The 20,286-nt window shown below is 66.7% G+C and carries 12 protein-coding genes and 1 riboswitch; of the genes, 4 read left to right on the top strand and 8 right to left on the bottom strand.

What is annotated here, in order from left to right:
• Positions 1 to 781 precede the first annotated feature (781 nt).
• A complete protein-coding gene (locus tag ABDW61_RS17305; protein ID WP_343640397.1) occupies positions 782 to 3,070 on the bottom strand; it encodes an RHS repeat-associated core domain-containing protein in 2,289 nt (762 codons plus the stop codon).
• Between the two features lie 2 nt (positions 3,071 to 3,072).
• Positions 3,073 to 5,424 carry a DUF6531 domain-containing protein gene (locus ABDW61_RS17300; RefSeq protein ID WP_343640395.1) on the bottom strand — a complete coding sequence of 784 codons (2,352 nt, stop codon included), beginning with the start codon at positions 5,422 to 5,424 and terminating at the stop codon, positions 3,073 to 3,075.
• Positions 5,425 to 5,801: 377 nt separating this feature from the next.
• On the opposite strand from ABDW61_RS17300, the gene ABDW61_RS17295 reads away from it, so the two are divergent.
• Positions 5,802 to 7,049 (top strand): hypothetical protein, encoded by a 1,248-nt coding sequence (locus tag ABDW61_RS17295; RefSeq protein ID WP_343640393.1) that lies wholly within the window; start codon positions 5,802 to 5,804, stop codon positions 7,047 to 7,049.
• On the opposite strand, the gene ABDW61_RS17290 is transcribed toward ABDW61_RS17295, so the two are convergent.
• From ABDW61_RS17290 to ABDW61_RS17280, 3 genes are all read right to left on the bottom strand, one after another.
• Positions 7,017 to 10,202: a response regulator gene (locus ABDW61_RS17290; protein ID WP_343640391.1), complete on the bottom strand. Its 3,186-nt coding sequence runs from the start codon at positions 10,200 to 10,202 to the stop codon at positions 7,017 to 7,019. The genes ABDW61_RS17295 and ABDW61_RS17290 overlap by 33 nt on opposite strands.
• 15 nt (positions 10,203 to 10,217) lie before the next feature.
• Positions 10,218 to 11,213 (bottom strand): substrate-binding domain-containing protein, encoded by a 996-nt coding sequence (locus ABDW61_RS17285; RefSeq protein ID WP_343640389.1) that lies wholly within the window; start codon positions 11,211 to 11,213, stop codon positions 10,218 to 10,220.
• A gap of 119 nt (positions 11,214 to 11,332) precedes the next feature.
• Positions 11,333 to 12,454 (bottom strand): beta-ketoacyl-ACP synthase III, encoded by a 1,122-nt coding sequence (locus ABDW61_RS17280; protein ID WP_343640387.1) that lies wholly within the window; start codon positions 12,452 to 12,454, stop codon positions 11,333 to 11,335.
• Positions 12,455 to 12,701: 247 nt separating this feature from the next.
• Here ABDW61_RS17280 and ABDW61_RS17275 point away from each other — a divergent pair, with 247 nt between their 5' ends.
• Positions 12,702 to 13,679 carry a GMP reductase gene (locus ABDW61_RS17275; protein WP_343640386.1) on the top strand — a complete coding sequence of 326 codons (978 nt, stop codon included), beginning with the start codon at positions 12,702 to 12,704 and terminating at the stop codon, positions 13,677 to 13,679.
• 49 nt (positions 13,680 to 13,728) lie between these two features.
• On the opposite strand, the gene ABDW61_RS17270 is transcribed toward ABDW61_RS17275, so the two are convergent.
• Complete coding sequence (locus tag ABDW61_RS17270) at positions 13,729 to 15,528, bottom strand: hypothetical protein (protein ID WP_343640385.1); 1,800 nt, start codon at positions 15,526 to 15,528, stop codon at positions 13,729 to 13,731.
• 129 nt (positions 15,529 to 15,657) lie between these two features.
• Positions 15,658 to 16,401, bottom strand: coding sequence for a hypothetical protein (locus ABDW61_RS17265; protein WP_343640384.1), 744 nt, complete (start codon positions 16,399 to 16,401; stop codon positions 15,658 to 15,660).
• A 96-nt stretch (positions 16,402 to 16,497) separates the two neighbouring features.
• Between ABDW61_RS17265 and ABDW61_RS17260 the strand changes: the two genes are divergently transcribed.
• Both ABDW61_RS17260 and ABDW61_RS17255 read left to right on the top strand, forming a co-directional pair.
• A complete protein-coding gene (locus ABDW61_RS17260; RefSeq protein WP_343640383.1) occupies positions 16,498 to 17,421 on the top strand; it encodes a LysR substrate-binding domain-containing protein in 924 nt (307 codons plus the stop codon).
• Between the two features lie 47 nt (positions 17,422 to 17,468).
• Positions 17,469 to 17,746: riboswitch (cobalamin riboswitch) on the top strand.
• A gap of 69 nt (positions 17,747 to 17,815) precedes the next feature.
• Positions 17,816 to 19,702, top strand: a complete 1,887-nt coding sequence (locus ABDW61_RS17255) for a TonB-dependent receptor (protein WP_343640382.1) — start codon at positions 17,816 to 17,818, stop codon at positions 19,700 to 19,702.
• A 127-nt stretch (positions 19,703 to 19,829) separates the two neighbouring features.
• Here the strand turns inward: ABDW61_RS17255 and ABDW61_RS17250 are convergent, their stop codons facing one another.
• Positions 19,830 to 20,273, bottom strand: a complete 444-nt coding sequence (locus ABDW61_RS17250; protein ID WP_343640380.1) for a hypothetical protein — start codon at positions 20,271 to 20,273, stop codon at positions 19,830 to 19,832.
• Positions 20,274 to 20,286 lie beyond the last annotated feature (13 nt).

Genomic DNA, 20,286 nt, shown 5'->3' with positions numbered 1-20,286 from the left:
ACCGCCATCGAGGAATCAATCAACGGACGGCCACGTAAGATTCTGAATTGGCATACGCCCCAGGAAGTCTTCTCAATGTTGACCCTGGACCTCGTCAGAGGTGTTGCACTTGAAGCTTGAAACCGCCAAGCCGAATGAGAGCCCCGCAGTGACAGCGAGCATGACAAACATTTTCATGGAACCACTCTAAGAGAGTTACCAACGCCGCGCTCCCATTCGGATTCGAGAAACTCATTGAGAGCCGTCTCGAGCCAGAACACATGCGGAGGAGACTCCGCCAAATGCGAAAATTCCAAGAAGCACGAAGCGGTTCATGAACGTTCAGTCCCGTCGATACAGGATTACTGCATTCTCACGCTGGTCTTGATACTCCTCCACAGCACTGCTCAGCTCCTCGATGTCCTGGTTCTGGGCTCTCGTGCACCCCTCGGTCGGATACCCCCTCGTTCTGGGGCACGAGGATTGGGAGCGGCTACCACCGCGATGAACCAATTGACGGCGTGAGTCGGCCTCCGCGTCGCTCTTCTTATTTGTCTGCGGTGAAGCGGGGCAAAGGCTGCACTAACTCATCGCGAACGAAGCTAGTGGCGTGATCTGCAATCATCTCGATGCAGTCCACGCAAATTGGCGAACGCTGCTCCATATAAAGCGCCTGTCTTAAATACTTGGCACTTAGGAGGCGGCAACACAGGGAACACTTCCCCCCCTTATCTACGGAAAGTGCTTCGCCTGACTTTTCACATCGAAATGGGGTTGTTGTCATTTTCCTGACTCAATAGCTCTAGTAACTCGATGGATCCGCACCGCAACTAGCCATGCAACCATATGAAGTACCTACCGTCCAAGCAACGCAAGCCCCCGCCACCCATGCCGATTTCTTACCAACCTGCAGCAAGCGGCTCGCATACTTGGGCGACTGATCCCTAAGTACTCTGAAAGCAAGACTTGTATCGCGCTCGAACCCCCTAAGCCTTCCGGATTCATAATCAAACACCGGGACAAGTTCATAGGGCGCGCCTGCAACTGCGTTTGCTCCAATAGCAACGTTCCATGATTCATTTGTGCCCAGAGTGGAAACGCACGAGGAGTAGCAGGCCAAGAACTCACCCTGCGGGCGAACCCATGGTCGAGGCCTCATCCATTGAATCGCTCCTGAGTTCGCGAGGCCCAGTTCATCAGTGTGCGCAGTCGGTTGCCCTTCTACGTATGTGTAAGTGTTGATACCACCATTGAGTCCAATCGGGTCGGATTGCACGAATCTACCGATATCGCCGTCATAGTCCCGAGCCATGTTGTAGAAAAGTCCAGTTTCGGCATCGGCGTACTGACCCGGGAAGCGCAGGTTCTGCGTGAAGAATCCAAGGCTGCTGGGATCGGACTCCGGTGCGGTCGTCCCGAAGGGTTCCGCAAGCCACCGCCAGCGGACTGCATTGTCCAAGTCGACGACGACGCGCGGCGTGTTTAGGTGATCCGTATGAATGTAGTAAACGAGCGGCGGATTTGCACTGTTCGCGGGATCTGGCATGAAAACTGCGACTGGCATGCCCCCGAGCCAGACGTACTCGCGGATCGCCTGTCCGCTGCCGTCGTATTCGCCCAGCAGCTGTCCGCGTTGGTCGTAAACGAAGATCGCCGTGCTGCTGGATCCTGAGGAGTTGAACTTGCGCACGCGTCGCCCCAAGGCGTCATAGCTGAAGGTCGCGGTTAGGCTGCTGGTGCTCAGGGTCGTCAGCCTTCCCGACAGGTCATACGTGCTGGTGTAGCTCGCACTGTCGCTGGTGGTGTTGCCTGCACTGTCGTAGCCAAAGCTCCTGGAAGGGTTGGTGATGCTGCTGAGCCGGTTGCTCGTGGCGCTCGTCGTGTAGGCGCTGGTCGTACCGTTGAACGTCACGCCGGTTCGGTTGCCATTGGCGTCATAGGTGATCGCCCAGGTGTTGCCGCCCGCAGTAATGCTGGTGAGCCGCCCGAGCTCGTCGTAGCCGAAGCTCTGATCCAGGCTTGAGGTCGCAGCACCGGTGGTGGCGTCGTAGTGCGTGTAGCTGGCGATGCGGTTGGCCGCATCGTAGGTGAGGTCTCGGATGGTGTTGGCCAGCCGGTAGCGCACCAGGCGGCCAGTGGTGTCGAAGACACGGACGTTGGCCTGTGCCCCGCCGCTCGTCTGCCAATTCCAGCTCAGTGGGCCGCCAAACGGCGTGTAGGCGATCTGGTCCAGCAGCGTGCTTGCGCTGCTGCTTGCGTTCTTGGCCAGCGCGATTGCGGTGGCATGTCCGCCGCTGTAAGACATGGTGAGCACGCGCCCAGATGGGTAAGTGATGCTGGTGATATTGCCGGCCGCGTCGTAGCCATAACTCACCGCGGTGGTCACCGCGCTGAGATTGGCGCCGCTTTGCGCGTTCACCGTCTGGGTCTCGGTGAGCAAGCGCCCTTGCGGGTCGTAGGCGTACCGAGTCGCGCCGCTGGGGTGGTTGGTGGAGGTCAGGCGCCCAATGCCGTTGCTGAAACCCGTGCCCGTCTCGTCATAGGTCCAGCTGTAGGTGAGACTCGCTTGGCCGCTCTTGCTGAAGACGACGCCGATGAGGCGATTCAGCGCGTCATACGCATGGGTCGCCAACACGCCGCGGCTGTCGGTGCGAGTCATGATGTTGCCCGCGGCGTCGTAGGTGTGCGTGGCCGTGCCGGTATCGGGACTGATCAGGCTGGTCACGTCTCCCAGGCCATTGCGCGGATATTGGGTCAGCAGGCTTCTCGGGTCTGAGACGCTGGTGGTGCGGCTCATCGCGTCGTAGCCGATTTGCGTCAGCCCGCTCTTGGCGTCGGTGACGGTCTTGCGCCGATTCAGCGAGTCATAACTGCTTTGCGTGACGAAGTTGTAGCCGCTCACGCCAGGAGCCAGCCTGATCTTTGTCTGGTTGCTCTGGGCGTCGTACTCGTAGCTCACCACGGGCGCCGGCGAAGCCGGCGGGGCGGGCAATCCCTGTGCGCTCGCATGCGGCGCCAGGACGCTCAAGGTCAACACGACCGGCATCAGATGGAGGCCGTCTCTCGAGTGCCGTGCTTGATGGGTGCTCATCATCACTCCCGGCCTGTGGTCTGCTGTAGCCGCCCGAGCCCGTCCATCGTCCTGCTCAGGCTGCGGGCCAGAGCGCCCGAGGGGTCCTTGGCGCTTTGCCCCGTCACGTTCCCGGCGTTGTCCAGCACGAACTCGATGCGATTCCCCAGGTTGTCCTTCACCGCGGTTCGGCGGTGCGCCACGTCGTATTCGTAGCCGATCCAGCTCGAGTCCGGCGCCGTCACCTTGAGTAATTGACCCGCCGCGTCGTAGCTGTAGCTCGCCCCCTGCCCGCCTACGATGGTGCTCAGGAGCCGTCCCCTGAGGTCGAAGCTGCTGGCCGACACGACACCGTTCGGGTCCACGCTCTCCAGCAAGTTGCCGCGTCTGTCGTACTTGGTGAACGTGGTCACCTGCCCCTTCGCATTGGTCACGCTTTGCAAGTCGCCCAGCGTGTAGCCCACCGCGTTCGGATCGGTTCCAGTGAAGCTGGTGGCCGCGTAATACGCGTAGCTCGTCGTGTGGTTGATCGGATCGGTCTCGCTCAGCATCTGGCCGAGGCTGTTGTAGGTCCAGCTCCAGACTCGATTGGCCACGCCGCTCTGCAGGCTCGCGTTGAAACCCTGGCCGCCGTTGGCGTCCGTCGTCGCCTGCTCGACCTGCTTGCACAGCACGGGGATCGGCTTGCCGCTGGGCAGCAACGCGCCGCCGGGTGCGCAGCTCGCCGTGGCGTTGCCATTGAACGGATCGGGCTGCCCGTTGTAGACCTTGGTCGTGATGCGGCCCGGCTCGGCGACCTTGGTCTCCAGGCGCCAGTCCGGGTGCCATTGGGTGCTGATCCGGCGGGCACCCGCCGGCGGCGTGAAGAACGGGTACGGATAGCACGACGAGCCGGGCGGGACGCCCTCCTGGCGAAGCGTCTCCAGATAGATGCGGGTGGAGTCGTATCCATAGCAGGCCTGATTGCCTAGCCTGTCCGTCTTGCCATCGAGGAAGCCGTATCCCGAATAGGTCTGGGTGTACGTGAGGTTGTCGACAGAGTTCTTCTTCGTGCGAAGCACGAGTTCGCTGAAATAGGTCGCGTATGTCAGGATCCACACGGTGCCAAGCGGATCCGTGACTGCGGTCGTGTAGCTGGACGGTGTGTAGGAGAAGGTGTGAACGTCCACGGGGTTGGCGCTGCCCGGGGCGCGCTTCGAGGATGCGACCCGGCCGGCGCTGTCGTAGGTCCACGCCACATAGGCGACGGCGTTCTCGTCGGTGATCCCAGTCAGGAGGGCACCTCCGACATTGCCGTTGTTCGCAATGACTTGATAGCTGTAGAGACGAGCGCTGCCATCCGGATAAGTCACCTGGGTCAGCGCCCCATTGCTGTCGTACTGGTAGCTCGTCGAGTACCCGTGTCCGTCGGAGATCGAAGCGATCCGAGGAGAAGCGCCGACATAGGAGATCGTTGACGTCCTTCCGAAGGGATCGGTCCACATTGTCAGGCGATTGCTGCTGTCGTATTGATAGACGTTGGTTCGGCCATTCCGGTCGACCTCGTCCAGCAGCAACCCAGCCGCGCTGTAATGCTCGACGCTGCCGTCCACCAGCGAGATGGCATAGCCCCCGTTGGCGCCATTGGCCACCTTGTAGCGCGTGACGGTGTCACCGCTCCAGACGCCGCTGCTGAGCGTGAAGAGCTCACTTTCGCCGGTGCCGCGCTCGATGATCAATCGGCTATTGCCTCGGAATACGCGCCGCAGGAGCGGGCTGGACCAGCCATAGCCGAAGCCGACGTCAACGTAGGCCGAATCGCTGCTGTATGTCCGGACGACTCTCTGCGCCGGTCCGGGCCAATCCACCTCGGTCTGGGTCTTGTTGCCCGTGAGCGCGTTGCAAGGGTTGCCGAACAGAACACTCTCGTCGCCGCTGGTAGCTGGGCAATAGCGTCGTGGATGCGCTTGACGCGCGTACAGGACGATGGGCTGCGCCGAGATGCTGTCTGGCGCGATATTGCATCCCGTGACGTTGATGAGATTGGCCGTGTAGAAGGTGTAGGCGCCTTCAGAGCTGAGGCCCACCGTACTAGGCCCGCCGGAGTGGGCCGCGTCCAAAGTATCAAGGACGTTGTAGAAGGCAGTCCCGCCGGTGGCGGGATCGCGGCCGAAAGTCTTTACATACGGCTGGACCCCGTTGGGTGCGTAGTAGTAGGTGCGGTCGATGTTGTTGACCGTGCGATTGTCCGTACGGACGTAGACGCAATTGACTCCCTGATCGAGGACATACACATCGCACAGACTGCGCGCTTCCGCATGGCCGTGCAGGAGGACCGTCGTGTTGATCGGCACGACTTGTCCGCTCGTCAGCGTCTGCCCGGTCGACTGATCCACGATCCAAGCCGAGATGAGCTCCTTCGGCGTCTGGATTTGTGGCTGGTTCTGACAGCTCTGCGCGTGTGCTGTGATGCAACTGCTCGCCATCAACGTCGCAACGGCCGATCGCCCAGATGCTTGTCGAAGGCGCCTCGCGGACGAAGAAGGCATGGATGCTCTGTGCACAACTGTCCTCCCTTCAAGTTGTCGTCAGTCCTTTCGGATTCTGAAAGGGTCACCCCAGCGAGCAATCATCAGTTTTGATGACGCTCCAAGCTTGCGGCACCTTCCTCCCTTCGCCTGTATGCTGCGCGCCGACAACCACGCGACGCATGCCCTCTGGAGACGCCCCTTCGAAGCCATCTCATCCGCGCCAGCGCTCCTGGCGCGGATGGGTGATCGCCGCCGCCGGCGTTGCGCTCGTCGTGGCCGTGGTGCTTGCCGCGTCGTTCGGCGCCTTGCCGTTGGAGGGCGTTCGCTCCGCCCTCGACACCCCGTCCGAATCGGCGCCCGCCGCCCCGCCCTCCTCTTCCGCCTCCGGCACGCTGCTCGCCGATGCCGGAACGGCGGGCACCACGGACCACGACCTGGCGGACGAACTCCAGCTCTTCGACACGGACGCCCTCGACGCCTTGGACGCCCTCGATGACACGGGCCCCGAGGACCACGACACCTACGCCTCGTCGGACGAGACGCCCTTCATCGACGGCATCCACACGCTCTGCGGCGACGACACGCCCGTGAACGAGCGCAGCGGCAACTCCATCGACGAACGCCTCTCCCGCAAGGGCACCCCGCTGCAGCGCCGCATCGAAGCCTTCGCCCAGCGGCTCGACGGCGCCACCGACGAACCCGGCCGCCTCATCGCCGCGCTGCTGCGCGACGACTGGCCGCGCGCGATCTCGATCGCGGAGGCGACCACCGATCCCGCCGTCTTCGGCATGGTCGCCTCGCGCTGCTCCGCCGGCCATCCGGAGATCTGCGCGCGCGTGCCGGCCTCGCGCTGGATGGCCCTGGACCCGGGCAACCTGCTCCCCTTCTGGATGGCCGCCGGCCAGAGCCCGGACACCGCCGCCGCGCGCTCGATCATGGACGCCAGCCGCGGCGCCACGCACGTGGGCACCGGCGATGAACTGGCCCTCAGACGATTCGCCCGGATGGGATTCGCCAGTCCCGAACAGGGCGGCGCGGTGCTGCTGAAGATGAGCCCGCCGCCGATCGGACTCACGGTGCTGGACGCCGCGCGCAAGGTGTGCCCGGAGGGCAGGCACAGCGCCGACCCGGCCTGCCAGGCCTTCGCGCTCCAGGCCGTGCACTCGGACCTGTGGCTGGCCATGCGCGTGTACATGGCCGACTGGGCGCGCCCCGACGACGCGCCGGACGACAGCGAGCTCCCGGGCCTGCCCAGTGACGTGCGGCAATTGCTCGACGCGCTCGATCGCCGCTCCGGCGCGGATCGCGCGCGCCTGGCCGAGTGCGACGGCCTGATGCAGGACTTCCGATATCAGCTCGACCGCCTGGATCGCGGCGACATCGATCTCGCGCGCGAGCAGCTGGCCCGCGAAGCCGAGGACCAGCGCAAGACCGCCGGGAAGCGCGCGCCCGAGGCCTCAGGCGCCAGCGCGCGGCCGCCCGCCGGCTGACGGCGCCGCCTCGCTCTCCAGCGCCCGCAGCCCCGCCAGCACTGGCGCCAGCAGGCGGTCGACCTCCCCGGCCAGCGAATCGAGCGCAGCTTCGTCCGCGCCGCGCAGGCAGGCCTGCTCGAGCGCCTGCGCCGCCGCGTGGACCTCCTTCATGCCCAGCGCCGCCGACGCGCTCTTGAGGTCGTGCGCCATCCGCATCGCCGCCGTGTCGTGCGCGGCCTGCAGCGCGCGAAAGCGCGTCAGGAAGTCCGTCTGGCGCTCCTGGAACATCCGCAGCAGCCGCCGGTAGAGCGCGCCATCGCCCATCATCCCGGCCAGCCCGGCCTGGAGATCGACGCCCGGCAGCGCCGGCAGGCCGCCGAAGCCCGAGTCCCCGCCCACGCCCTCGCGCGCGTTCGCGCCACGCGCCGCCGCGCCCGGGACCGCCGCCCCCGGCCGCACCCAGCGCGCCAGCGCCCCGAACAGCTCCTCCATCCGGATCGGCTTGGCGACGTGATCGTTCATGCCGGCGTCCAGCGCCTTGTCCCGGTCGCCGACCATCGCGTTCGCGGTCATCGCGATCACCGGCAGCTCGCGCCAGCGCGGGTCCTGCCGCAGCGCCCGCGTCGCCGAATAGCCGTCCATCACCGGCATCTGGCAGTCCATCAGCACGCCGTCGAAGACCTGCCGCTCCAGCATCGCCAGGGCCTCGCGCCCGTGGCCCGCGACGCTGACCTCGATGCCGGCCCGGTGCAGCACGTCCAGCGCCAGTTCCTGATTGAAGGCGTTGTCCTCCACCAGCAGGATGCGGGCGCCCTGCAGCGCGGCCCGGTAGCCCTGCATCGACTCCTCCCGCTGCGCGCGCCGCGTCGCCGGCGTGCCCTTCAGCCCGAGCGCGGTCGCGCAGGCGTCGAACAGCGTCGACGGCGTCACCGGCTTGGTCAGCAGCGCCCCCACCGTCACCCGCTGATCGTCCAGCCGCTGCTGCACCTCATGCCGGCTGAAGGCCGTCAGCATCAGCACCGGCGGCATCGGATGGCGCGGATGCCGGCGCTCGGACAGCGCGCGCGCGCAGGCCACGCCGTCCATGCCCGGCATGCGCCAGTCCAGCAGCAGCAGGTCGTAAGGCTCGTCGCGCGCCTCGGCGAGCGCCACCTGACGCAGCGCATCCAGGCCGTCTACCGCCGTCTCGACCTTCAGGCCCAGCGCGCCCGTCATCTCCGCCAGCAGCTCGCGGGCGCTCGCGTTGTCATCCGCGATCAGCGCCCGCGCGCCCCGCAGGCGTCCGAGGTCGAGCCGGGCCCGCTCCGGCGCCGCGGCCTGCGCATCAAGGCCCAGCCGCACGCTGAACCCGAAGCGGCTGCCGCGCCCCGGCGCGCTGTCGACCTCGAGCTCGCCGCCCATCAGCCGCACCAGCTGGCGGCTGATCGCCAGTCCCAGGCCGGTGCCGCCATAGCGCCGGCTCGTCGACGCATCCGCCTGCATGAAGGGCTCGAACAGCCCGCGCTGCTGCTCGTCGCTCATGCCGATGCCGGTGTCGCGCACCTCGAAGCGCAGACGCACCCAGCCGGCCTCGCGCTCGAGCACCGACACCGCGATCACCACCTCCCCCTGCTCGGTGAACTTGGCGGCGTTGTTGCCCAGGTTCAGCAGCACCTGCCCCAGCCGCGACGGATCGCCCACCAGCGCGGTGGGCAGGTCGGGCGGCTCGTCGAACAGCAGCTCCAGCCCCTTCTCCTCCGCCTTCAGCCCGACCACGTTGGCCAGGTTGTCCATCACGTCGGACAGGTCGAAGGGGATCGCCTCCATGTCCAGCTTGCCGGCCTCGATCTTCGAGAAGTCCAGGATGTCGTTGATGATCCCCAGCAGCGACTCCGCCGAGGCATGCACCTTCTGGATGTAGTTGCGCTGCTGCGGGTCCAGGCGCCCCTGCAGCGCGAGATACGACATGCCCAGGATCGCGTTCATCGGCGTGCGGATCTCGTGGCTCATGTTGGCCAGGAACTCGCCCTTGGCCTGGCTGGCCGCCTCGGCGACGCGCCGCGCCTGGCGGTCCGCTTCGGCCTGGCGGCGCTCGGTCAGGTCGACGATGAAGGCCACGCCCTGCTGCGTCGAGTCGCTCAGCAGCGCGCCGCCGATCAGCACCGGCACCCGCCGCCCGTCCTTGCGGACGTAGTGCTTCTCGTAGGACGGGCAGCGGCCCGTGGTCCGCAGCAGCTCGACGGCGCGGCGGTCGGCCTCGGCCTCCTCGGGCGGCGTCAGCGCGGTCCAGTCGACGCGCCCCGCCTCCAGGTCCTCGCGCGTGTAGCCGATGATCTCCAGGAAGGCGTCATTGGTCTCGGTCACCGCGCCGGACACGTCCCAGAAGAACACGCCGATCATGCTGGACTCGATCACCCGGCGCAGCCGCGCCTCGCCCGCGCTCAGCGCCTGGCGGGCCTCGCGCTGCTCGGCGGTGCGCGCCTCGATGCGGCTGGCCATCGCGTTGATGCCGCGCTGCAGGTCGCCGATCTCGTCGTCGACCAGCGCCTGCGGCACGCGCGCCGACAGGTCGCCCTGGCCGATCTGCTGCACGCACAGCAGCGCGGAGCGCACCCGCCGCATCAGCCAGCGCCCGAACAGGTTCACCGCCAGGCCGCTCAGGCACAGCGCCACGAAGGTGATGCCGCCGATCGCGCGCATGAACCGGAACATCGGCGCGTACATCTCGCGCTGCGACACCGCCACGCCGATCAGCCAGCCCACCGGCTCCAGCGCGTGGAACACCGCCAGGCGCCGCTCACCGAGGTACTCGTACTCCAGCGTGCCGGTGCCCCGGCGCACCATCTCCTCGACGAAGGGATGCCGCGCCCGCTCGCCGATCGGCCCCTGCGGGTGATAGACGACGCGCAGGTCGTTGCGCTCGACGATGAACAGCGTCGCCGTGGCGAAGCCCTCCTTCCCGCGCAGCAGCCGCAGCTGCTCCTGGGCCTCCTTGGCCGCGGCCAGCACGCCGGAGCGGTACAGCTGCTGCCGGATGGCCTGGGTCGCGCCCTGCAGCTCCAGCTGCATCAGGCGCTCGCGCGACTGCTTCAGGTCGGCCTGGAGGAAGGCCACTGCCGCGCCCAGCACCAGCGCCGTCATCACCAGCACGGTGAGCAGCGAGAGCAGGTTGAGTCGCGTCGAGACCTTCACCGCGGGCCCCTGGCCTCAGAACTTGAACTGGTCCACGTTGTCCTTCGTGAACACCAGCACCGGCAGCGCGACCTGCAGGTTCACCGCGTCCCTGCGCGGCGTGAAGCGGCCCAGGCGGCCCGCCTCGAAAGGCTGGCCGGCCTTCAGGCCGCCGGCGAGCAGTTGACGCGCGCAGTAGACGGTCAGATAGCCATGGTCCGGCGCGTTCCACAGCAGCACCGTCTTCACGGTGCCGTCCTTGAGGAAGCCGCGCATCAGGTTGGGCGTCGAATTGCCGATCACCGCGATCCGGCCCGCCAGCTGCGCGTCCTTGACCGCGCGCGCGACGCCGGGAAGATTGGGCGCGCCCAGCCCGACGATCGCCTTCAGGCCGGGCATGGACTTCAGGTAGTCCTGCGCGATGCGGTAGGCCTCTTCCGTGCTCTCGCCGGCGGGGCGGATGTCGACGATGCGCAGGCCGGGATGGCGCGCGTAGATCGTCTTCTTCATCGCGTCGATCCAGCTGGTCTGGTTCGGCGCGGTGAAGCTGGTGGTGACGATGGCCAGCTCGCCCTTCTCGCCGATCTCCTTCACCACGGTCTCGACCAGCCGGGCGCCGAACTCCTCGAAGTCGACCAGGTTGACGAAGAACTCGCGCTGCCGGCTGTCGCCGTCCCAGCTCATCACATGGATGCCGGCGCGCTGCGCCTTCGCGAGCACCGGCGCGATCGCCACCGGATCGTTCGCGGCCACGGCGATCAGCGCGGGCCTGGTCGGGATGAGCCGCTCGATCATCTCGATCTGCTTCTCCACCTGGTCCTGCGCGGGACCGGTCCAGGTCAGCTCCAGCTCGGGGAGCTCGCGGGCGGCGGCGTCGATGCCCGACTTCACCGCGTCGTAGTAGGTGATCCCCACCAGCTTGGGAATGATCACGACGCGCTGGCGCGGTGCCGGCGCGGGCTGCGACAGCGCCAGCGGCGCCACCGGCATCAGGAGGGCGCCGACGACGAAGGCGCGGAGCAACAGGACCATGGCTCGCTCCCCGGTGAGGACGGGGCGCCGCGCCGCGGCGTGCGGGGCGGGGCTCCGTGCGCAATGCTGCGCCGATCGGGACGGGAGCGGGCCACCTGTTCAGGGGGCCAGCGCGCGGCTCAGCGCTTCTTGACGACGACGCTGCCCACCGAATATCCGGCGCCGAACGAGCAGATCACGCCCAGGTCGCCCGGCTTCAGGTTGGCGCGATGCTCGTGGAAGGCGATCACCGAACCGGCCGAGGCCGTGTTGGCGTAGGTGTCCAGGATCAGCGGCGCGATCTCCGCGCCCGCCTCGCCGCCGACCAGTTTCTTGATCACCAGCTGGTTCATGCCCAGGTTGGCCTGGTGCAGCCAGTAGCGGCTGACGTCGGTGGGCTGGATGTGCAGCGCGGCCAGATGCTGCTCGATGTGCGCGGCGGCGATGGGCACCACCTCCTTGAACACCTTGCGGCCCTCCTGGCGGAAGGTCTTGTCGCGCGCATCGGGATCGCTGTCCTCGGCCTTGTTCATGAAGCCGAAGTTGTTGCGGATGTTGTTCGAGAACTGCGTCGCCAGCTTGGTGCCCAGGATCTCCCACTGCTCCGGCGCCACCGCCAGGTCGGCGCGCTCGACCACGATGGCCGTGCACACATCGCCGAAGATGAAGTGGCAGTCGCGGTCCTTCCATTCCAGGTGGGCCGAGGTGATCTCCGGATTCACGATCAGCACGCACTTGGACGCGCCCGAGCGCACCGCGTTGAAGGCCTGCTCCAGCGCGAAGGTCGCCGACGAGCAGGCCACGTTCATGTCGAAGCCATAGCCGCCCGCGCCCAGCGCCTGCTGGATCTCCACCGCCATGGCCGGATAGGCGCGCTGCATGTTGGCGGCGGAGCAGAACACCGCGTCCACGTCCTGCGGCTGGCGCCCCGCCGCGGCCAGCGCCTTGCGGGCGGCGTCGACGGCGATCTCCGCCATCAGCGACAGCTGGTCGTCGGCGCGCTCCTCGAAGCGCGGGTACATGCGCGCCGGGTCGAGCACGCCCTCCTTCTCGATCACGTAGCGCTGCTTGATGCCGGAGGCCTTCTCGATGAACTCCACGCTCGAGTGCACCAGCGGCTGGCGCGTGCCGGCGGCGATGGCTTCGGCGTGCTCGGCGTTCTGCAGGTCGACGTAGCGGTTGAAGGCCTCCACCAGTTCGGCGTTGGTGATGACGTGCGGAGGTTGGTACAGGCCGGTGCCGCTGATGACGACGGAATGCATGTGGCTGGTCTTCTGAGGTCGCCCGGTGAGGGGCCAAGGGGGCGAAGTTTAGCGAACTGCGCTCAAAAGCCCCCGATCCGTGCATGCTGCACCGCAAGGTGGCGAGGCCGTCGCCGGGGCATGCGTAGAATGAGCCACCGGGCCCAAATTTTGGGACCCGGTTTTTTTTTGGCCGGGTCCCAAGTCAAGCGCTCGCAGCCCAGGGCATGCACTGCATCAACGCAGCCCGACTTTGCGACTTTGGACCATGGAAATCTTTGACTACGACAACATCCTGCTGCTGCCGCGCAAGTGCCGCGTGACCAGCCGCAGCGAGTGCGACACCTCGATCGACTTCGGCCCCCGCCGCTTCAAGCTGCCGGTGGTGCCCGCGAACATGAAGACGGTCGTCGACGAGTCCATCACCGAATGGCTGGCCGCCAACGGCTACTTCTACGTGATGCACCGGTTCGACCTGGACGCCCTCGCCTTCGCCCGCGCGATGCGGGACAAGGGGCTGTTCGTGTCCCTCAGCGCCGGTGTCAAGGACGCCGATTACGCGCTCATCGACCGCCTGGCCGCCGAAGGCGTCGGCGCCGACTACATCACCATCGACATCGCGCACGGGCATGCCGACTCGGTGCAGCGGATGATCGCCCACATCAAGCACAAGCTGCCCAAGACCTTCGTGATCGCGGGCAACGTGGGCACGCCGGAGGGCGTGATCGATCTCGAGAACTGGGGCGCGGACGCGACCAAGGTTGGCATCGGTCCGGGCAAGGTCTGCATCACGCGGCTCAAGACCGGCTTCGGCACGGGGGGCTGGCAGCTCTCGGCGCTGAAGTGGTGCGCGCGCGTGGCGACCAAGCCCATCATCGCGGACGGCGGCATCCGCCATCACGGCGACATCGCCAAGAGCGTGCGCTTCGGCGCGGCGATGGTGATGATCGGCTCGCTGTTCGCGGGGCATGAGGAGTCGCCCGGCAACACCGTCGAGGTCGACGGCAAGCGCTACAAGGAGTACTACGGCTCGGCGTCCGACTTCAACAAGGGCGAATACAAGCACGTGGAAGGCAAACGCATCCTCGAGCCGGTGAAGGGGCATCTCTCGGAAACCCTGCGCGAGATGGAAGAGGACCTGCAGAGCTCGGTGTCCTACGCCGGCGGCCGCAGCCTGGCGGAGTTGCGCAAGGTGAATTACGTGGTCCTCGGCGGGGAGAACGCGGGCGAGCACTTGTTCATGTAAACGCCGCAACCCTGAACAAAAAAAACCCGGCCGAGGCCGGTTTTTTTCATCAGGACTTATCTGAATGGAAGAATACCCCGCCAGAATATAGCACCGAAAATACGGTATAGTCACCACCCCCAGCTGCCACCAGAGCAACCGTCAAGTCAGGGCCTTTGTCAATTTCTCCTGAATAACTAACCGACAATGCTCTCCCACCCCCTCCAGCAACAGAAAAATAGTCCGAGAGCTGCTTCCCCTCGTCCACCTGAAAAAGCCCGCGAAGGTCTATGACGTCCCCCTCGGAATACCTATACCCTTCCACCCTCGCTGCGCCTTTTTTGCCGACACCCACGACGAACCGGTCAGCACCGGCAGTCCCCAACGTGTTTTCCACCTGCCAATCCGTTCCGATCGTTGCAGCAATCGCTTGGCGCTGAAAATTGAATTCGTAAGTGCGGATGGCGCTTTCGCTTGCACCCTCAAACGGCTTTGATCCATCGGTCGAAAATTGTTGTACCAAGACCGACCTCGCGCCGTCCTCGAATCCGAATTCCGAGGCAGCGATTTCTTTCGTCGCGCCACCGCCCTTCCAGTTCCGCCCCCCGTCCAGGCTGTACCGCCAACTCGCAGTCGGTTCCAGATCCCCAATGACGACCGTGGAGATATTGGTAACGCGATCGTCCGCATGCTCGCCGGTGTCGTACTTGAGGGAGACACTCGGACCGGTGGTATTCAGCGTGAACTGATAGTCGAGCGCATCGCTGGCATTCCCGGCCTTGTCGACCTGCCGGACGAGCACGTCACGTGCGCCGTTATTCCCCACCAGCATTCCCGCGGAGATTTTGTCGTCGACCCACGTCTGACCGCGGTCGAGACTGAACTGCACATGGCTGAAATCGGCGTCGCGATTGGCGATCAAATTCACATCAAGCGAGCCTTGGTCGTGAATTTCCATGCCTGCCTGGGCGGCAACAATCTTATCTGGCGCAATGGTGTCGAGCCGGAATTCGAAGGTCGCCTGATCGCTTGCGCCAGCCGCATTTGATTGTTCGACCCGCACCTGCCGGGTGGCGCTGATTCCGGCGAACTCCGACGCGGAAATAACGCCAGCCGCATTTCCATCCTTCCACTCGCCACCGTCGACGCTGTAGCGCCAAGTGGCGCCCGCCGCGAGGTTTCCAATCTTGAGCTCGGCGTCGCTGGTGATGCGATCGTCATTCTGGGAGCCGGTGTCATTGACCAGTGTCACGGTCAGTGCCGGCGGCTTGGTCACGGGTTTCTCCGGCTCCGGCGTCGGTTTCTCAGGTGACGGCGCCGGCTTTTCGGGTTCGGGCGTCGGCTTTTCGGGCGTTGGCGTGGGCTTGTCCGGATCGGGCTTCGGCTTCCCAGCGTCCGGAGCAGGCCTGTCAGGATCCGGTGCTGGCACATCCGGACCCGGCGCCGGGCGCTCTGGCTGGGGCGTCGGCGTCGGCTTCTCCGGCTTTGGCGTCTCGATCACGGGCGGCTTGAAGTCTCCCGACTTCGACCCACCGCCGCTCGCCACCGCGGCCAAGCCCGCGAGGCCCAGCGCTCCCGCGCCAACCACGGCGCCCGGTACGCCACCGCTTGCCGCCGCTTCCCCGGCCAGTTGCGCCGGCTGCTGACTCTGGCTGTCGATCGCCTCATCGGAGGTAGCCCCGGGCGGCTGCGTTTCCGGTGCGTCGGGCGATGCGCCATGAATGTCTTGCGTCTGCTGCTCGTCCAGATCCTCCGGACGCTTCCCTCGCTCCGACGCTTGAGCGGGACTGTGTTGCGCGGCGATCTGCCGCCGGTGTCTGGAATCGATCATGGTTTCAGAGGCCGGAGCCCGCAGAGTGGAGAGGTGCACGAGTCTCTTCACGCTGCTCGACCGTCACACTGACTCCGATCGATGTCAGATGCCGCCGACTCCCCTTGCTTTGCAGCAGTTCACTCCCACTTCGAGGCCATCCCGTGCAGCTCGACCTACGGATCCCGGTCAGGCGCGCCGGCCCTGCGCGGCGAGCCACAGCCGGCCGCCGCGCATCTCCCGCACGTCACCGACGGCCGCCAGCGCCGCAGGCAGATCACCGGGCCGGATCACCGCCGCGTCGACCACGCCCGCCGAGAGCTCCCGATCCCGCGGCAGGCGGCGAGCGATCTCTCGCAATTCCTCCGGCGCCCGCAGCGCGTCCACGTGAAGGCCGCCGGCCGGAAGCTCGCAGGCCAGCGGCAGGTTCGGCCCCAATGGCGACGCATCCGCCGCCAGCAGCAGTTGCGGATCGACCTGCGCCAGCCGCGCGTAGGTCTTGCGCAGCGCCGCCTGCCAGTCGTGCGGCAGCGGCTCGCCGAGGATGGGCTCGTCGAGCTGGATCCAGGTCACGCCGCGCGCGGCCAGCCGGACCAGCAGCCCTTCGTAGACCGGCAGCAGCCGATCCAGCAGTGCCAGACGATCGACGCCCGGCTCAACCGGCACCAGCCGCAGGAAACTCACCGGCCCCAGCAGCACGGCCTTCGGACTGGAGGGCAGCGCGATCGCCGCATCGACCGCGGCCAACAGCGCGTCCGCGTTCAGCGCGAACGCCGCGCCCGCGCCCAGCGCGATGCCCGGCTCCCAGCCCAGCATCCGCGCCAGATCCTCCACCCGCCGTTCCGGCGAAACCGCGCCCACCGTCACGTAGTCCAGCCCGGCAGCGCGTTGCTCCACCAGGGAAGCCCCGCCAATCGCATGAGTCCGAATCATGATTTTCTTCTTCAACATGAACTTGATTCGACATCATGAGCAGAGCGCCTCTATGATTCAAACGAATCTTTTTCGGATTGATCATCGGAACGGCTCATGTACACACCGTTGGAACTCCGCCACCTGCGCACGCTCATCGCGCTGCGCGAGGCCGGCAACGTCTCGCGCGCCGCGCAGTTGCTGAACCTGACGCAGTCCGCGCTCTCTCACCAGCTCAAGGGCCTGGAGGAGCATTACGGCATCGAACTCTTCGAGCGCAAATCCAATCCGCTGAGCTTCGGTGCCGCGGGTCAGCGGCTGCTCAAGCTCGCCGAGCAGGTGCTGCCGCAGATCGACGAAGCCGACCGCGACATGCGCCGGCTGGTCGAGGGCTCGGCCGGGCAGTTGCGCATCGCCGTCGAATGCCACACCTGCTTCGACTGGCTGATGCCCGCGATGGACGCCTTCCGCGAGCGCTGGCCCGAGGTCGAGCTGGACATCGTGTCCGGCTTCCAGGCCGATCCGGTCGGGCTGCTGCATCAGGATCGGGCGGAGCTCGCGATCGTGTCCGACGTGGACGCGGACGAAGCCAGCGTCGCGGTGCATCCGCTGTTCAGCTTCGAGATCGTCGCGCTGCTGCCCAAGGGGCACGCGCTGCTGGCCAAGCCCTGGCTCGAGGCCGAGGATTTCGCCGGCCAGGCCTACATCCATTACCCGGTGCCTGACGAGATGCTGGACCTGGTGCGCAGCGTGCTCAAGCCAGCCGGCATCACGCCGCCGCGGCGCACCAGCGAGCTGACGGTGGCCATGCTGCAACTGGTGGCGAGCGGCCGCGGCTTCGCGGCGCTGCCGCTGTGGGCGGTGGAGAGCTATCTGTCGCGCGGCTACGTGGCGCGCCAGCGCATCGGCCAGGCGGGCCTGACCGGCCGGCTCTACGCGGTCACGCCGGCCCGCCTCGCGGGCAAGCCCTTCCTCGCCGATTTCGTGCGGATCATGCGCGAGACCTCGCTGGTGAACCTCAGCGGCGTGAGCCTGCTCTGACGCGCGGCGCAAGCCCCTCCATGCGGCATCCGCGCAACGCACGCGCCGCTATGATGCCGCCCGTTGGTGCTCGCGCCCGGTCCTCCGCCGGCGCAGTTCAACGGGAATCAGGAGGGACCGCGCGCCACGCGATGCGGACCCAACCTGAGCTGCCCCCGCAACGGTAAGCGGAAGGCGCGCCCCGCCGAGATCGTCGCCCCCCCGATGTCATCGGCCCTCGCGGCGCGCGGCTCGTGTCTGAGACCACTGGACGTCCGGTCCGGGAAGGCAACACGGGCTCATTCTTCCGACAGCCCGGATACCGGCCAACAGGCGGACGCATCGCGTGGCGACGCGTCCATTCCGCATGCGGCCGCGGGGAAGCGGCCACATGCCGCCGCTTTGTGAATCCGACATGCAAGTCTCCCGTCCCCGCGCCGCGCTGCGCGCCGTCGCCCGTGCCGCGCTGATGGCCGCGCCCGCCCTCTCCCTCGTTCCGTCGATCGCCGCGGCGCAGTCCTCGCTCGATCCCGTCATCGTCGTCGGCACCCGCGAAGCGCAGCCGCTGAGCAAGAGCGTCGCCGACGTCGTCCTGATCGATGCCGACACGCTGCGCAACAGCGGTGCCGGCAGCGTCGGCGACGTGCTGCGCCGCTACGCCGGCGTGCAGCTGACGTCCACCGGCGGCCCCGGCCAGAACACCGGCTACTTCCTGCGCGGCGCCAACACCAGCGCCACCGTCGTCATGATCGACGGCGTGCGCGTGGGATCCGCGACGCTGGGACAGGCCTCGCTCGAATCGATGAGCCTGTCCAACATCGAGCGCATCGAGGTCCTGCGCGGCCCGGCGTCCGGCCTGTACGGCGCCGACGCGGTGGGTGGCGTGATCCAGATCGTCACGAAGAAGGGCCAGGGCCCGCTGAATCTGAATGCCGGCGTGGCCGTCGGCGACTACAGCTCGCGCCTGGGCGACATCGCCGTCAGCGGCGCGCAGGCCGGCTTCGACTACGCGGCCAGCCTGAGCCGCGAGACCAGCGACGGGATGACCGCCATCCGCGGTGATCGCGGCAGCCCGTCCTACAACCCCGATCGCGACGGCTTCGCCCGCACGGTGGCCTCGGCGCGGCTGGGGTTCACGCCGGCTGAAGGCCATCGCATCGGCATCAGCGCGACGCAGAGCCGCCTGAACGCGCAGTACGACAGCTATGAATTCGGTCCGCCGGCCGATCCGTCGGGAGACTACCGCAACCGTCTGAAGACGCGCGAGGCCGCGATCGACTACCGCGGGACGCTGTCGCCGATCTGGACCACGACGCTGCAGTACGCGCGCTCCACCGACGACTCCATCAGCGGTCTGGCCGACGCGCCGCGTTTCAAGACCACGCGCGACCAGGCGACCTGGCAGAACGCGTTGCGCCTCGCGCCGGACCAGCAACTGGTGCTGGCCTATGAGCGGCTGGAGGAGAAGGCCGACGGCGTGCTGACGGACACGCTCAAGCGCACCAACAACGCCTACATCGCCGGCTACAGCGGCCAGTTCGGGCCGGCGGCGCTGGAGGCCAACCTGCGCCGCGACGACAACTCGTCCTATGGGGACAACACCACCGGCAGCATCGGCGGCAGCTACGCGCTGAGCCCGACGCTGAAGCTGCGCGCGCTGGCGGGCAAGACCTTCCGCGCGCCGACCTTCAACGACACCGACTTCCCGTTCTACGGCCACCACGACATCCGGCCGGAGAAGGGCCGCAGCATGGAGCTGGGGCTGAACTGGCGATCGGGCGCGAGCAGTGCGTCGGCGACGATCTATCGCAACAAGGTCAAGGACCTGATCATCTACAACCCGGATCCGGCGCTGTGCCCGCCGACCGACGACTTCGCGTTCGGCTGCGCGGCCAACGTCGGCCGGGCGACGCTCAAGGGCGCGACGCTGACCGGCGCGCACCGGATGGGCAACTGGAACGTCGCGGCCAACGTCGATTTCCTCGATGCCAAGGACGACGTCACCGGCAGCCGGCTGGTGCGGCGCGCGGCGCATCAGGAGAGCGTCTCCGTCGATTACGACACGGGCGTGTGGAGCGCGGGCGCGACGCTGACCGACATCGGCAAGCGGCCCGATGTCGGCGCGACGCTGGGCGGCTATGCGCTGCTGGACCTGCGCGCGAGCTGGCGCTTCCTGCCGCAATGGCGCCTGGAGGCCAAGGTGCTCAACGCGGTGGATCGCGACGTCGAGCCGGTGTTCGGCTATCAGGGGCTGGGCCGGCAGGCGTGGGTCGGCGTGCGCTATGACATGAAGGGGTTCTGAGGCCTGCGGGCCTGGCTCTACCGCTGTACTTGCACGGCCCCTCTCCCCTGCCCTCTCCCCGCAAGCGGGGCGAGGGAGTTCTTTCCGGGCAGCGCTCGCTGCTTCTTACAGCGTCGCCCTGGAGCCCTCATCGCTTGGCTATTCCGCCCGGTCGGCGCCGACGAGACGAAGGCCCGACTCCGACTCCTTTGCCAGCACAGTCTGAGAAGACGAGCTCGGCCAGCTCAAGTTGGCGTACCAGCATCCGTGCAGAAACGTCGTGGTCGATCTTGTAGTCGGCCTTGACGCGCAGCGTCCGCTGCTGCGCCAGGTGCTCGCCAATGCGGCGCGAGCGACTGGCCAGCTCCGCTCGACACGCCCCGTCCGGATTCAGTAGTCGAGCGATCAGGCTCTCATGCACGCCTCGCCTGCCTTGGTCATCGCCGCTTTTCGGAAGCTGCCGCTCCCAGATTCGCGAGCAGTGATAGGACGCGTAATAGGCGCGGCTGGCCGCGACCCGCCACCAGGGCTCACTATCGCTATGCCTCAAGACACGAGAAACCTTCAGAAAATCTTCAGCGCTGACGCTCATCGCGGCACCTCCC

It is taken from the genome of Roseateles sp. (assembly GCF_039595595.1).
GTDB lineage: Bacteria > Pseudomonadota > Gammaproteobacteria > Burkholderiales > Burkholderiaceae_C > Roseateles.
Note: the sequence above shows the minus strand (reverse complement) of the source record. Positions and strands in the feature narration are given on the sequence as shown.

Bases quoted from the DNA above. Each gene is read 5' to 3' on its own strand.
- ABDW61_RS17305 (WP_343640397.1), bottom strand. From the start codon at position 3,070: ATGAGCACCCATCAAGCACGGCACTCGAGAGACGGCCTCCATCTGATG.
- ABDW61_RS17285 (WP_343640389.1), bottom strand. From the start codon at position 11,213: ATGGTCCTGTTGCTCCGCGCCTTCGTCGTCGGCGCCCTCCTGATGCCG.
- ABDW61_RS17280 (WP_343640387.1), bottom strand. From the start codon at position 12,454: ATGCATTCCGTCGTCATCAGCGGCACCGGCCTGTACCAACCTCCGCAC.
- ABDW61_RS17275 (WP_343640386.1), top strand. From the start codon at position 12,702: ATGGAAATCTTTGACTACGACAACATCCTGCTGCTGCCGCGCAAGTGC.
- ABDW61_RS17265 (WP_343640384.1), bottom strand. From the start codon at position 16,401: ATGATTCGGACTCATGCGATTGGCGGGGCTTCCCTGGTGGAGCAACGC.
- ABDW61_RS17260 (WP_343640383.1), top strand. From the start codon at position 16,498: ATGTACACACCGTTGGAACTCCGCCACCTGCGCACGCTCATCGCGCTG.
- ABDW61_RS17255 (WP_343640382.1), top strand. From the start codon at position 17,816: ATGCAAGTCTCCCGTCCCCGCGCCGCGCTGCGCGCCGTCGCCCGTGCC.
- ABDW61_RS17250 (WP_343640380.1), bottom strand. From the start codon at position 20,273: ATGAGCGTCAGCGCTGAAGATTTTCTGAAGGTTTCTCGTGTCTTGAGG.